Genomic DNA, 13,867 nt, shown 5'->3' with positions numbered 1-13,867 from the left:
GCTTGGTTCGCGTTTGTTGGCCTTGCCGCGAGGTTCCGCCGTAGCGTGTTCCAAGCGAGCGCCTGCCGCGCAGTTGGCGGTGCCTAGGTGGCCCCGAACGGATTCGCCGCCGAGGACTTCGGCGGCTTTTTCAGCGGTGTTCGCGGCTTGTAACTCGAAGTGAGAACAGCATCAGCACTGCCATCAGTAAGGGAGTTGCGCTCAATGGCGTGGTGGCTCGCGGAATGGTACATCCGCCCTCGGCGGCAGATGCGCCCGTGTCCTTCTGTACCGTAGCTTCATCACACGCGTCTCCCTGCCCATCTTCATCCGAATCAGCCTGGTCGGGATTCTCGACGCGAGGGCAGTTGTCGTTGGCGTCATCGATTCCATCGCCGTCGCTGTCACGGTCACGGTAGTTCGGCACGCCGTCGCCGTTGGTGTCGATCGGCGGTGTTTCCAAGCGCTGATCGCCAGCTTCCTCGGCATCCGGCATACCATCTTCATCGCTGTCCTCGTCGAGTGCGTCGAGCAACCCGTCACCGTCGGTGTCTCGCGGTTGATCTAGCCGATCACCAACTTCGACAGAGTCGGAGATGAAGTCGCCATCGCTATCTGCGGTGGAGCGATCTAGACCGTTCTCGTGCTCCCAGGTGTCGGGCAATCCGTCTTCGTCTTCGTCGAGGAAGTCTACGACGACAGACAAACGGCGACGCGCTTCGACAGTGCCATCACTGACTGTGAGCGCAAGCTGGTGAGACCCGATATCTTGGAAAGTGAGCGGCCACGTAAATTCTCCGCTCGTCACATCGCGGCTCGCCCCCTGCGGAAGTGGGGAGACATCGAAGGCTAGCGAGTCATCATCGAAATCCTCTGCGGCGAGTCGCAAACGTATCTCTTCGCCTTCGACCGCCGAGAGCCGCTCGCCGTCATCCGGCGTGGGCTCGATGAAGAACGGAGCGTCGTTGACCGGCTCGACGGTGATGGAGACTGTCGCCGTGTCGAGCCCTCCAAAACCTCCCCAAACTTCGTAGATCAATTGGTCGCGGCCGTAGAAATCGGCATTCGGCAGATACGTGATTGTCTGATCGGGGTTGACCGAAGCGGTGCCATGCTCGGGCTGCGTCAAAACTCGAGCGTCGAGGCCATGGCCATCGCCGTCGATATCATTGGAGAGGATATCGACGGTTACCTGGTCATCTTCGGCGAGCGTGGCGCTATCGTCGAGGGCCTCCGGACCCACGTTCGGTGCGGTGTGCACATAGACTGCGCCCCAACTTTCGGGGCGACCGCGAGAAGCCCCGACCATCACCACGTTGCCGTTGGCGGCCACGTTGGCCCCATACCAGTCGCGCTCTTTACCGCCGGCGGCCAGAAGCTTAATGACCTCGCCCCACTGATCGGCCCCTCCTTGATGCCGCTCGAATATATAGGCCGCGCCAGCTTCGTTTCCGTAAGTTTCATCTCCGACCGCCCCGACGGCGACGACATCTCCGCTGACTGATACGGAGTAACCAAAGCTTTGGCCGGCGGTGGTGTCGGACGGAATGAGCTCGCGGCTCTCGCCCCAGTTATCCACTCCGCCATGATTGCGCTCATATATCACTGCGGCGCCCGCACCTCCTGAATATGCCCGGTTGGCTCCCACGACCACCACATCGTCGCTGACCGAAACTGAACCGCCGAACGACCTATAGGAGTTGGTTCCCGAATACGTCAGCTTCTTCGTCTCCACCCATTGATTGGAACCACCGTCTCTCTCGAAGATGTAGGCCGCGCTCGAGTCGGCCCAAACCGATGACGCACCAACTACCAGCACATCTTCGTCGATGGATACCGCCGTACCGAACCCATCGCTTCCCTGAGGTTCGGAGACCAACAGTTTGGCGGACTCTCCCCAGTTGTTGACTCCGCCATGATCGCGCTGGAACATATAGACGGCGCCCACGTCGTAGTCGCTCCCATCACGGCGTCTGGCCCCGACAGCGATGGTGTCACCACTCACGGCAAGAGCCGTGCCGAAATAATCGTCAGGCGCGCCATCCGAAGGCAAAAGCTTCTTGACCTCCCCCCAGTTGTCTGGGCCGCCATGGTTTCGCTCGAAAACATACGCTGCCCCACGGTCGTCGCCACCTTCATAGTTGACGTAATAGGCGCCGACCACCGCGACATCACCATCGATCGCGACTGATAATCCAAAAGCATCTTTCGGCGCACCATCGGAAGGGAGCAGCTTTTTGACCTCGGCCCAGTGGTCGGGGCTCCCTCTTACTTGTTCAAAGATATAGGCGGCACCGGCCTTAGTACCGTTCGTGTCATCGTAATACGCCCCCACGATCGCGAGGTTTCTATCGGCCGCGACGGAATGACCAAAATGCTGATAAGCTCGCGCATCCGAAGCGGCGAGTATCTCAGACTCCGTCCAGCCAGAGAGACCCCGTTGTTGTACGGCGGGCTGATCTCCGGTTGACGAGTGCGCGACTTCCGGGGCGTCCGCCTCAAAGCAACTGCTCGAAAGCGCAACAACGCAACCAATCAGGAGGATGCAGTACAGGTGCTCGATCCAGCGCGTCATCGGCCACTCTCGCGCGAAATTGGTTTGATGGCAGCGGGCAAGCTGACAACAAAGGACGCCCCATGACGAAGGAGGCTTCGTAGCCTCTTTCCCCTCCCTAGAGCGTTTCAAAGGGGTTAGTTGCCGGCCAACTTAGCATTGGTCACACCGCGAAAGAAAGCCTGGGTTTTCTTCACGAGTTTCGATGGCACTACTCCTGGCCGACCCCGAGCGTCCTGCAGGTCTCGGAGGTCTCGACCTCACCGACGTCGGGCGCGGTGCCGAGCAGCCGATCGCCGCCGAGCATGGTCACGCCGTACCAGTGTTGCTCGCTCTTGAAGTGGTGCAGGCGGTGATTCTTCCACAACCTGCGATACAGCTTCGTCTTGGGTCGGTAATTCGTGTGCACCAGGTAGTGGGTCCACTCGTAGACGAGCCCCAGCGAGGCGTAGAAGCCCACGCCGGTGAGCGCGATGCCCCAGTTGGGGGCGACCACAAGCCAGATGCCGACGCCGACGGGCAAGCCGAGCAGAAGGGAGCGCAGCGGGATGAAGACGTCCTCGAGGCGCCACGGATCTCCGTGGTGATCGCGGTGTTTTTTGGCCAGGTGCAGGTCGAAGCGTTTGCCGAAGATCTTGACGGGCTTGAGGTGCAGGATGAACACGTGGATGAGCCACTCCTGCAGTGGCCAGAACGCCACGATGGCCGCCGGCAAGATCAGATCCCACCACCCGAAGCCGCCCACGAATGGCCTGGCGACCCAAGCGGCGAGTGCGGTCAGGCCGATGATCCAGGGCGTCGGGTAGCTGAAGAACTTGGCGACTGCTTCACGAAGAGTGCCGGTCTCCAACAGTCGGCGCCCATCGGTGCCCCGTGGGGCGTCGTCTTCGGCCGATTGATTTGCTGCGGTTCTACTCGCCATCACCTGTCTCCTCGACGTTCAACGAGTTCATCAAGTCTGCGATGAGCTTCTCGCCCATCGTCAACAGCTCTCTGGTGCGAGCCTCGGCCTCTTCTTCACGGCCCTGTCGCACGGCTTCGACGATCGCTCGACGCGCGTTCAAGTCGCTCAATTCCTCGGCCAGATAACCGGCGAGGATGGTGCGAAATTTGTCGTAGGTCTCGCGCAGCGAGTTGAACGCGAGTCGGTAGGCGATATTGTCGGCGCCTTCCAAGAGCGTCGCCCAGAACTCGAGGTCGAGCTCGCTCAGCGCCTGCACATCATCGCCCGCGGCCTCCATCTCGCCGAGCACCTCTTCGAGGGCGTCGACCGTCTGCCCGTCGCCGCGCCTGGCGCACAGCCTCGCCATATCGGCCGCGATCGCCGAGCGCATCTCCATGACGCTGCGCGCCACTTTGGTGTTGATGGTGCCGTCTGCGCGCACCAGAAGCGCGGCGAGCAGGTCGGTGCCGGCCGTCTCGCGATAGTCGAGCACCCGCGTCGCCCCGCCGTGCCGCCGCGACACGAGCCTCGCCTGCTCCAGGCGCTTGAGCGCCTCGCGCACCGCACCGCGATTGACCTCGAGCTTCTCGCTGAGCACCCGCTCGGCCGGCAGAGCGCTCCCCGGATCGAGCTTGCCGCGCACAATCTGGTCGCGGAGTTGCTCGAAGACAGCGTCCGCCAACGACTTCTTTGTAACCGGTTCGAACATCCATTCCTCCTGTACTGATTCACCAGTCATTATGGCGACAATCGTCTGGAGGTCAACTGGTATGACCAATTTAGGAGGGGCGCGCCGGAGAATCTCGTGCCCTTCCGGAGCAGTCTTAGATCCCTTGCCGACTTTGTGCGTTATGATACATCGCTCGCATACTTTCTTGTTGGCGGAGTCGCGAATGCTCGAGATGAACCGCATCAGCCGAATCGGCCCGTACCTGCTCCTAGGGTGCGCGCTCCTCTCTCTTTCGACCGCATGCGACGGCCCCACGTCCTACGATTATGTAGTCGAATCGGACAAAGGGCTGTGGGCTGTTCCGATGCCGCCGTATCCCGCTCGACTCAACTACTACGACGGAAACGAGGCGCGCTGGATACCCGCCTGGTCCGACCGAGTCGAGCCCGACGACGAGGCGCTCTATCGCGTCGGCACCATCGCCGGGCTCAACCAGGCTCCACAACATCCGGTGGCGGTCTTTCGACCCGGATACGAGTGGCAACTGATCTGCCCCCAGATCGCCAGTCGCAACGAGCACTACGACCCGACGACGGATCCACAAGTCCCCCAGGCGTGCACCGATTCGGTTTCACGCTTCGAATCCGGCAGCATATTGACCGGCGGACACTGGCATAAGAGTGCTCGGGCCACGGTGCGCCTACGAGAAGACACGCTCGAATCCGAAGGTGTGCCCACGGTTCGGTGCCGCGGCGAGGACGTGGCGTCGGCTACCTGCAGCGTCGCGGTGCAAACGCCCTCCATCACCGCGTGCACCGTCGACCTGGTGCGGTTGTGGGCACCGGGTGAGACCGACCACCACCGCGCCGAGGTGACGGTGGAACGCGGCGATGAAGGCGCGCATCTCCTCGAGTGGCCACTTGTCCCCGACGATTGGATCCCCGAGACTTTGCGCGAGTCAGTCGCCCGCAAGCGGCGCCGCGACGTTCCACCCAACAGCTTCGCACTGGTGGCCTGCCAGAACGACGAGAAGCAAGAACTGCGTTTCGTGGCCGCCCCGGTGGTGGTTGACTTGCACGCGAAGCCCGAACAGTAGGTTCGGGTCATGGACGCCCCCTCAGAACTCCCCAACGTCGAAGCTCCCAGGAGAGACCGAGATGATCGACTACCGCACCGACCTCGACGGCGTCAGCGCCGACGACCTCGATGGCTTCTTCGTCGGCTGGCCGACGCACCCTGACTGCGCCACGCACCTGCGCATGCTCGAGAACGCCTACGCGGTGGCGGTGGCCGTCGACGCCGACACCGGCCGCGTCGTCGGCTTCGCCAACGCTATCTCCGACGGGGTCTTGAGCGCCTACATCCCGCTGCTCGAGGTGCTGCCCGAGTGGCAAGGGCAGGGCATCGGCACGCGCCTCATCGAGGTGCTGTGCGAGCAACTCGACGACCTCTACATGGTCGACCTCGTCTGCGACGCGGAACTCGAGGCGTTCTACGAGCCGCTCGGCTTTCGCGCGCTGACGGGAATGGCGAAGCGCAACTACGCGAGTCAAACAGGGAATTGACTGATAATCTCGACAGTATCCCTACCCGCGACCACGGGTTGCGGATTGCCCGTACGTTTGCGGGCGAGGATGTGGTCGAACTCGACCACTTCGAGGCCGGGCTTTGCCACGCACCGTCACGACTAGCTCTGGGCAGTGGCGTCAACACGTGCATCATGCAGGTGCGGCTCATCGCCGAATTGCTCTCCAAGCGGGCGGCGGCGGAGTTGCGTATCCACGACGTCCGCGGCCTAAAGGTGCGAGTCACTAGAGCCGGCTGTACTAGGAGCGGCGTTCACCAAAGCAGTTACCTTGAATTACGATGAATGTATGCAATTCGAAATCTGAGCATGATGGCTGCGCGCATGACGATGTTGAGTGCCTGAACCCGTACGAACCCGTACGGAAATTCCGCTGCAGGGATTGTGATGGTGTGATGATGTGCGCGTGCGACCGTGAGTTCGGCGAGGAGTATCTCCCTCATCAGCTTTCGCAAGGGCAGGAGTATGCGACGAAGCGGGAAGTCCCGGTCACACACGGTTTCCAGGCAGAAGTCTGTCGAACCTGTCGGGGATTACAATCCGTCGGTCACCCTAAAGCCGAACTCCCCGGAAGCACCTCCAAGTATCAGCGGTACTACTGGCGCGAGATATACAAGCAAACCGTCCTGCGATTTGGATATTGGTGCAAACAGCATGGCTATGATGACTGGATCGCTGCACGGCATGATCCGGTGACGTCGGCGGCCTACAAGTGGATTCACGAGGACGTTAAAGCTTTCTATCGAGCCGCACACAAACACTTTCCGAAGTACGACTACTCTGACGAACCGTCCCAGCAAGAGGTCATCGACGCGCATGACGTAACGATCGTAGACCGCGAGGTCGAGTACGTTGAGAGCGGGGGCCGTGCCAAGATTCAGTCACCGAATGGCCCAGTGAGTGTCGAGCAGTATGCAGCACGTTGCTATCGCGAGCAGGGATTCGAGGTCATATTGTGCGAAAGTCGGCCGATACATGTGCTGTTTGGCACATTTATGTGCCTAGAGATCGACTCAGCGGCCGATCCGCTCGCGCAACTGGCGGGCTTTAGCCGTCCTGTTCGGATGGACGCTCCTGACGAAGAACGGCACTACATCGAGATGTATCTGCCACAAGATTTCGGCGCGCGGGAGTTCGCGGAAAATCGACGCGAGCGGCTGGATAGACATTTTGATGAGATTCGCGAGAGTGCCCAAGACATCCTCTGGCTCTTCGATTACTGGTTGGAGGTAAGCGCGAGACTTAGGATGTATCTTTGGGCGTACGCGGACCATGACGTTGAGGCGGCTCGTCAACTGGTAGCGGTCCTGCCCAACGCCCAGCTCATCTCTATCCTCAAGTATCTTGTCGAGGACTATTGGGGCCGATATTGCGGTTGGCCCGATCTCTTCGTCTTCTCCGATCACAATTACAAGTTCGTTGAAGTAAAATCTTCAAATGATAGCTTGAGCCTAGACCAGAAAGACTGGATAGCGGGAAACGCGAAATTCATGCAGCTACCATTCGAAATGCTGAAGCTGCATCGCGCCAAGCCTGAGTGAAAATGCGTTCAATTAGTGCCACCTGTATGAGATGCAAGAGGACAAGGGAGCACCGTTTGGAAGAAGTTCCGGTTGAGACGCCTTGAACGGTTTCTTTCCGACAGCTCGCGCTTGGACGCCGTAGCGTGTCTGGCCAGGAAGGCGGCGCCGCGTCTGCACTCGCTCGCCGCGCTCACGAAAGCGTCGCTGACGGACGATTCGAGCGAAGTGCGACTGGCGGCTGCAGAGTTATTCTCCGGCCTCGCCGACCAGGCGCGCAGGGGCGAGTTCGACGCTCGTTTTCCGGCAGCGGGACGCTCCTTCGACCTGTTCGAGAAGGTCTTGCTCCTCGCACAGATCCACGACCCGAGCGACGAGGTCAGTGAGTTTGCTAGGTCCCGTATCGTGGAAGTCGACGACGAGGTCGTCATGCATCAGGCGGTGGATGCGCTTGAAATCTTGGGGAGGACAGGCTTGGCCTTATGGATCGAAACGGTGCGACGCACATCGAATGACTCGGGGACAACGTCGTTCGAGGCGGTACTCGCCGACGTGGAGGACGACCGGCAGACCGAGTTTGCCGTGCGGCTGTACGATGCTTCGCTGGACTATGAGGAACGCCAGAGCTTGATCGCCAAGGCAACCTCCGCCAGGCGTCCCAAACTCCACAGCCTTGCCGCTGTTCTGCGCGCGGCATTGTTTGACGCATCCGCCGACAGGTGGGATCGGAGCGACGAGACGCCGGTTCGGCGTTCCGCTGCCGAGCGGCTGCTCGAGGTTGCGCGTCTCCCGGAGAACAGCACTATACCCAAGCGTTCGGGGGCATCGTGCTTCTACCTAAGGTTGCTCGAGAAAGTGCTCCTCCTAGCACTTTTGTACGACGGGGAGCCGCAGGTCCAGCACGAAGCGGCATGGCAGGTTCTTTTTCGGGCCGACCGAAACGTTCAAATTGAGGCCCTTTCGATACTCGAGCGGGTGGGCATTCAAGATTCCGAGGACTGGCCGACGCTTATTCGAAAGGCTCTCAACTCGAGATCCGGAACGAGCGATGAGTGGTGACGAAGTCAAATCATTCGCCTTATGCATCGGGAGGAGGTCGGAGGGTCAATCCTCTCGTCCCCACCGAAAGAAACCCGCTCAGACGAAAGTATCGGTAGTTTTTGCATGTGCAAGTCTGGTTGCCTTGCCGATTTGCACCCTCAATCCCCTCCGGCGCATCGCGCCTGCCCCCCTTCGGCCTGAACTAGCGGCCGCGGGGGGCAAATGGCTGCCTTGACACCCACAAATGTCTAGTGAGGCAACCATTCCCTCCCCTCGGGCGCCTTTCAGCCCGAAGGGGAGGTGCCGAAGCGAAGCGAGGCGGAGGGGTTGAGGCCACGCACCTGCAAGGCCACCACTGTTGGACACCAGCCCCCTGCCCAACCCGACAAAACCATCGAATGAATCCACCCGGCCACGTGTTCTAGCTCCAAGCCACAAGCCAAGAACACCCATTTCGCCAAATACCCATGTCGCTACACCCCGAACAAACCCCCTCGAACGAAGCGCTCGCCGCGGCGCGTCGCGAGGGCGAGTTGGCCGAGCGCCGACGCGGCCGGCGCCGCCTGCTCGTCGCCCTCGTCGTGTCTGCGACGCTTCTGGCGGCGACGATCGCCACGGGCTGGGCGCTCGTGGTGCAGGCGCGCGAGGCGGCGCCTGAGGTCATCTCGCAGATGGCCGTCGAGCGGCGCGCGGCCCTCGATCGCCGGCTGGACGAGCGCACCGACGAGGCTGCCGTGCTCGTCGGTGACTTGTTCGGCTTTTTGCAGCAGGTGTGGCTCGAGAACGAGGCCATGAGCCAGATTCGCTCGAGCGTCGGCAGCGCCCGCGCGCAGTTGAGCCTGCTCGACGAAGAGGTGCGCGCCGCCCTCGACTCCCCGGTCACCCACCTCGAGCCGCTCCTCGACAACGGGCCCACGCGCGCTCGCCAACTCGCCGCACACCTGGTCGTGGTGACCGCCGAGATTCGACACCTCGTTCCCACCGTGGTCGACGCGCTCGGTGACGCCCAACAGACCTTCGAGGAGAGCCCCGACGACTCGACGATACGCGCGGTCATCGCCTCGATGGACGCGCTGATCGAGCCCTTCCTCGGCCAACACGTGCAGCTGCGCGCCCGCTGGGCCGGGCTGCAAACGGAGCTGCTCGCGTGGGTCGAGCGCGTCGAGGCCGACCTCGCCGACGCACGCCGGCAGATGTCCGGCGACACGCTCGGCGACGAGTTCCTCGAGCGGTTGATGCGCCGGCTTTTTTGAGCCATTCCCGCCCCCTCAACGACACCCGTCGACCTCATAACCAATCAAATCGAGCGCCCGCATATCGGCGCAGGACACCGTAATCACACGGTCCGCGTCGAGATGCGGTCCCATGATGCCGATGGCTGCCTGGCCGCGCCGGGGCGCCTTCCAGTGGCGCGCCTGGTGGCCGTCGGCGCCGGTCGACATGGCGTAGTGTTGGTCGATCGCGTCGAAGTTGGCGTCGCGACCGGGGACGAAGAAGCGCGGGAAGTCGCCGAACTCGTCGATCGTCGACGGGTCGTTCGCGCCGCCGGCTTCGAATCGATACAGGTCGAGCGTGCTCGGCGACACGGCCGTCTCACCGCGGTTGATCGCGTCGACCGCCGAGACAAAGCCCAGAGCGTGGCCGATTTCGTGGGCCGCGGCCGTCTCCAGGTCGGTCGTGCCGGCCGTGACGCCGTCGGAGTTGTCGACGTCGAACGCGACGTTGGCGTTGAGCACGATGGCGGCGTCGGCTTCCCCGGCGTTGGGGTCCTCGAAGCCGAGCGCCTTGGCGTTGGCTGCCGTCAACGTGACTTTGTCGGTCATCTGCACGCCCGATGGCAAAGTCGCCTGCAGGCGGCTCGGCAGCCGGGTCGTCACCGCGTCGTCGAAGCCGCTTGTCTCCTGGACCTCGTCATTGGCGTCGTTGAACAGCGCCGTTCGCACCAAGTCGTACGAAACCTCGGACTGCGGCGAGTGCGCCTGGGCGATAGCCCAATGGGGGAGCCAGTCGCTCATCTTCACGTCGATGGTCACTGTAATGGGCTCGTCGATCATGTCTTCCCACTGCTGAGCAGCCCGCTCGACCGCGGCCAGCGCCTGCGGGTCAGCCACGAGGCGCGCACCAGGGGCGATGACGATGTCGAAGCCGCCCGATTGAGCCGGCTGCGCGCCTAGATAAGTCGGCGCCGGGGCAGCACTCGTCGTCACCTGCACGGGGCCACCGGCGGTGTTGCCCACAAAGAGCTTTTCGATCGAGATGTCGACCGCGCTGCTCCGGGTGACGTCTCGCTCCACCTGTGGCCGCAGGACGAGTTCGCCACCGGGACGCTCGTAGCGGCCCGGGCTGTCCAACTCGACCTCGTCGGTCCCTTCGGAGAGCACGAATCGGTTGTTGCTGAGAATCTCGGCGATGGCGACCTGGACGTCATTGCTCCGATGGACGCTTATGCCCACTGGCACCTCCACGCGCACCTGTCGCTCCTCGGTAGGACCGTCGAGCAGGAGAATGTCGTTGTCCCCGAAGATGTCCTCGATATCGACGGTCACCCCTCGGCTGTCGTCGATGCGGATGTCGACCGGCAGGTGCACCGCAACGGACCGATCACCGGCCGCTCGCCGCCTGCCTCGAAGATTCGAGACATTCAGCGACTCGTCGGAGCTGACCACGTCGACGTCGCCGAAGATATCCTCAATATCGAGCACGACCTGCTCACTGCGACGCACGTCGATGTCGACGGGCACCGCGATACTCGCCTGTGCGCCCCGTGGACGGTGCCCGGCTCTCGTCGGGCCTGCCGCGCCTCGCAGGTTGCTCAGGTCGGCATCGCCCTCCGACCAACTGAAGATGACGTCGCCCACGACGTCCTCGATGTCGACCACCACGCCCTCGCTGCGGCGCACGTCGATGTCGACGGGCACCTCGAGGTCGAGACGCGAATCCTGCAGCGCGTCCGATTTGGAGTGGGGCAGCATGCCGCCCCTCAAGTTACTTACAAGCGCGTCGCCGCGCGTCCAGGCCACGATATTGTCCCCGAAGACGTCCTCGATATTCACGTTGATGTCCGAACTATTCTCGACGACGATTTCGACGGGCAGTCGCAGCGCGAACCGCGTATCGCTGCTCGCTCGCCGCCCCGCCGACCACGGCGCTCGTCCGCCTTTGAGGTTGCTCACGTCCGTCTGTCCCAACGCCCACACGAAGATATTGTCGCCGACGATATCCTCGATATTGATGGTGATGTCGCTGCTGTCGCGAATGACGATGCATACGGGCAGGTCGCGCACGAAAGGCTCGAAGTTCTGAGGGCCCGACTGCGCGAAGACCTCGTCACTCAACAGGTCGCCCACCTCGACGGTGCGCCCCCGTTCGCCGTCGACGCTGATCTGGTAGAGCGCGTCGCCTCGACAGCCTGTCGAACTCCCCGCGGCCGCCGCGCCCACTCGAGCCGTGCGAGTCGATTCGCCCTCGCCGGGTGCGCCATCTTCTGCGAACCCGCATCCTGCCGCCCACAACGTGGCCAACACGGCGATCGACGTGACCACGAAACCTCTCAATCGTCGCTGTCGGCTCATCTCTCCCCCGGAACGGTGCAATTACGCAAATGCGGTCGTCGACATAGCTTGAATCAAGGCATGGCCGGGGCGCAGGTCAAGACTGCGAGGCGCACGCCTCGCCCCTGTCTCCCTTCCCCAAGCGATGTGTCGCGTGCTAGGCGTTCGAGCAAACCCCAAGCAAACAACGCCAGCACCGATACAAACGCATGAACAGCCCCTCTCATCGATTCGTTCTCCGAGCGAGCCTCGCCACGCTCGTCGCTCTCGCGCTCATTGGCTGCGACGCCTCCGATTCCGACAAGCACGCCGAAGACGCCGGCGAACTCTCGGCCGACGCGGCAGATACCGCCGATACGCTCGACAATCCCGACGCCGACGCTCCCGACGCCGATGACGCCTCGCGCACCCTCGTCAGCGCCGCCAACTTGCGCCTCGTCGGCGGCTTCCGCGTGCCGCAAGCAAGTATCGACGGCGACAACACCCGTTACATGTCCGGCTCCATCGACCGCCTCAATGGCAAGTGGATCGCCAATCACGGCGTCAGCGGGCGTATCATCGAGTACACCGAGCCGGACACGATGGGCACCGGGCCGACCGACACCTGGCCGGAGCTCGTCCCCGGCCGCAATGGTCAGCCGCTCGCCACTGTCGAGAAGGTCTCGCCGAGCGGCGTGCATTGGCTCGACGAGGATCGCGTGCTGGCCAGCGGGCGCAAGTCCTACCGCAGCGGCTTCGAGCCCAAGTGGGCCACCATCTTCAACCTGGAGACCGGCGACGAGACCCTGCTCCATATCGAAGACCCGTCCCTCGACGAAAACGGCAACTTCCACGTCCAGCAGGCGTTTGCCGCCGGCTTTACGCGCATCCCGCAGGCCTTCGCCGACCAGCACACCGACGGGCGCACCATCGGTATCGGCCGCGGCGGCTACGACGTCCTCGGCTCGCCGCTCGGCCCGGCGCTGGCCGCCTTCGACCTCGCCGACACCCAGGTCGACTACGTCCTGCTCGACCACCCGACCTCGCACCCCGCTCGCCGCGACCCCGACTACCAATACCCGGTCGACGAAGCCGGCGAGACGATCCATCAGCTTCCGATCTGGCGAGACGCCGATGAGACGGATGGATTTTGGCAGGCCGGCGACGTCGGCCCGGCCGCCTGGGTCGACCACGACGACTTCAAAGGCCTCGTCTTCCCCGTCAGCCAGGGCCGCGGCGCGCTCGACTACCGCGCCCAGGGCGACGGCGGCAGCGGCGCCTTCTTCACCGTGCTCGACCCGGTGACCTTCTACTCGCCGGACTCCGGCGGCGGAAACCGCGGCGGCCACGAAGACGAGCCGTGGAACCAATCGATGCCCCCGGCGCGCTACCACCAGAGCCTCTACGTGTACGACCCCGCCGAACTCGCCGAAGTCCTCGCCGGGGAACGCGAACCGTGGGAGTGCACCGCGCATCGCTCCGACTTCCCGCTCGACGACTCCATCTCGTGGGCGCCCGAGGGTCAACGCACCTTCAGCCGCGTCCGAGGCCTCTTCTGGGACGACGAACGCGAGCTGATCTGGGCCGTCATCGGCAACGTCTGGAACGACCATCGCTTCGCCGTCCTGGCGGCGTACAGCCTCGAGTAGTCCGGCGCTGCTTGCCTGCAACGCGCTACAAAGCCCAGAGATTTTCCTCGGACACCTTCGCAGCCGCTGCAAAGCCCAGAGATTTTCCTCGGACACCTTCGCAGCCGCTGCAAAGCCCAGAGATTTTCCTCGGCCCCATTCGCAACCGCTGCAACGCCCACAAATCATCATCGCTCGCCGTCGAAACGGCTACAAAGGCCACAGAGATTTCTCGGAGCCCTTCGTAACAGCTGCAAAGCCCAGAGATTTTTCTCGGACACCTTCGCAGCCGCTCCAATAGCAAGAAACGGCTCCTTGTGCCGAGGGAGGCCGCCGGATAGCATCGAGAGCACGATTTCACACTTGATCGGAGGGGATGTTCGGCGCCTTGGGGCGTGCGAGATCCGACGAGCGTGG

At 62.8% G+C, this 13,867-nt stretch carries 10 protein-coding genes; 6 read left to right on the top strand and 4 right to left on the bottom strand.

The features are described 5' to 3' along the window. Nucleotides 1-130: 130 nt before the first annotated feature. The 3 genes from FIV42_RS07520 to FIV42_RS07510 all read right to left on the bottom strand — a co-directional run bounded on the left by FIV42_RS07520 (nucleotide 131) and on the right by FIV42_RS07510 (nucleotide 4,185). A complete protein-coding gene (locus tag FIV42_RS07520; RefSeq protein ID WP_141197080.1) occupies nucleotides 131-2,554 on the bottom strand; it encodes an Ig-like domain-containing protein in 2,424 nt (807 codons plus the stop codon). A 190-nt stretch (nucleotides 2,555-2,744) separates the two neighbouring features. Then, nucleotides 2,745-3,455 carry a sterol desaturase family protein gene (locus FIV42_RS07515; protein WP_141197079.1) on the bottom strand — a complete coding sequence of 237 codons (711 nt, stop codon included), beginning with the start codon at nucleotides 3,453-3,455 and terminating at the stop codon, nucleotides 2,745-2,747. Then, on the bottom strand, nucleotides 3,445-4,185 hold the full coding sequence (locus FIV42_RS07510; RefSeq protein WP_168210487.1) for a FadR/GntR family transcriptional regulator: 741 nt from the start codon (nucleotides 4,183-4,185) through the stop codon (nucleotides 3,445-3,447). The genes FIV42_RS07515 and FIV42_RS07510 overlap by 11 nt, the downstream gene beginning before the upstream one ends. Before the next feature lie 184 nt (nucleotides 4,186-4,369). On the opposite strand from FIV42_RS07510, the gene FIV42_RS07505 reads away from it, so the two are divergent. The 5 genes from FIV42_RS07505 (at nucleotide 4,370) to FIV42_RS07485 (ending at nucleotide 9,545) form a co-directional block, all read left to right on the top strand. Next, entirely contained in the window at nucleotides 4,370-5,242 is an 873-nt protein-coding gene (locus tag FIV42_RS07505; protein WP_141197077.1) for a hypothetical protein, read from the top strand. Nucleotides 5,243-5,303: 61 nt separating this feature from the next. After that, on the top strand, nucleotides 5,304-5,711 hold the full coding sequence (locus FIV42_RS07500) for a GNAT family N-acetyltransferase (RefSeq protein ID WP_141197076.1): 408 nt from the start codon (nucleotides 5,304-5,306) through the stop codon (nucleotides 5,709-5,711). 301 nt (nucleotides 5,712-6,012) lie between these two features. Next, entirely contained in the window at nucleotides 6,013-7,272 is a 1,260-nt protein-coding gene (locus tag FIV42_RS07495) for a VRR-NUC domain-containing protein (RefSeq protein ID WP_141197075.1), read from the top strand. 72 nt (nucleotides 7,273-7,344) lie between these two features. Further along, nucleotides 7,345-8,310 (top strand): hypothetical protein, encoded by a 966-nt coding sequence (locus FIV42_RS07490; RefSeq protein ID WP_141197074.1) that lies wholly within the window; start codon nucleotides 7,345-7,347, stop codon nucleotides 8,308-8,310. 449 nt (nucleotides 8,311-8,759) lie between these two features. Next, a complete protein-coding gene (locus FIV42_RS07485) occupies nucleotides 8,760-9,545 on the top strand; it encodes a hypothetical protein (RefSeq protein ID WP_141197073.1) in 786 nt (261 codons plus the stop codon). 15 nt (nucleotides 9,546-9,560) lie between these two features. Here FIV42_RS07485 and FIV42_RS07480 read toward each other — a convergent pair whose 3' ends face one another. Next, nucleotides 9,561-11,834 (bottom strand): NF038122 family metalloprotease, encoded by a 2,274-nt coding sequence (locus FIV42_RS07480; protein WP_141197072.1) that lies wholly within the window; start codon nucleotides 11,832-11,834, stop codon nucleotides 9,561-9,563. 218 nt (nucleotides 11,835-12,052) lie between these two features. On the opposite strand from FIV42_RS07480, the gene FIV42_RS07475 reads away from it, so the two are divergent. After that, entirely contained in the window at nucleotides 12,053-13,471 is a 1,419-nt protein-coding gene (locus FIV42_RS07475; protein ID WP_141197071.1) for a hypothetical protein, read from the top strand. The last annotated feature ends 396 nt before the right edge of the window (nucleotides 13,472-13,867 follow it).

It is taken from the genome of Persicimonas caeni, assembly GCF_006517175.1.
Taxonomy (GTDB): domain Bacteria; phylum Myxococcota_A; class Bradymonadia; order Bradymonadales; family Bradymonadaceae; genus Persicimonas; species Persicimonas caeni.
This window is presented reverse-complemented; position numbering and strand designations above follow the sequence as displayed.

What these genes read in the sequence shown, in the direction of transcription:
- FIV42_RS07520 (WP_141197080.1), bottom strand. Translation starts at nt 2,554, where the DNA reads ATGACGCGCTGGATCGAGCACCTGTACTGCATCCTCCTGATTGGTTGC.
- FIV42_RS07515 (WP_141197079.1), bottom strand. Translation starts at nt 3,455, where the DNA reads ATGGCGAGTAGAACCGCAGCAAATCAATCGGCCGAAGACGACGCCCCA.
- FIV42_RS07510 (WP_168210487.1), bottom strand. Translation starts at nt 4,185, where the DNA reads ATGTTCGAACCGGTTACAAAGAAGTCGTTGGCGGACGCTGTCTTCGAG.
- FIV42_RS07505 (WP_141197077.1), top strand. Translation starts at nt 4,370, where the DNA reads ATGCTCGAGATGAACCGCATCAGCCGAATCGGCCCGTACCTGCTCCTA.
- FIV42_RS07500 (WP_141197076.1), top strand. Translation starts at nt 5,304, where the DNA reads ATGATCGACTACCGCACCGACCTCGACGGCGTCAGCGCCGACGACCTC.
- FIV42_RS07495 (WP_141197075.1), top strand. Translation starts at nt 6,013, where the DNA reads ATGAATGTATGCAATTCGAAATCTGAGCATGATGGCTGCGCGCATGAC.
- FIV42_RS07485 (WP_141197073.1), top strand. Translation starts at nt 8,760, where the DNA reads ATGTCGCTACACCCCGAACAAACCCCCTCGAACGAAGCGCTCGCCGCG.
- FIV42_RS07475 (WP_141197071.1), top strand. Translation starts at nt 12,053, where the DNA reads ATGAACAGCCCCTCTCATCGATTCGTTCTCCGAGCGAGCCTCGCCACG.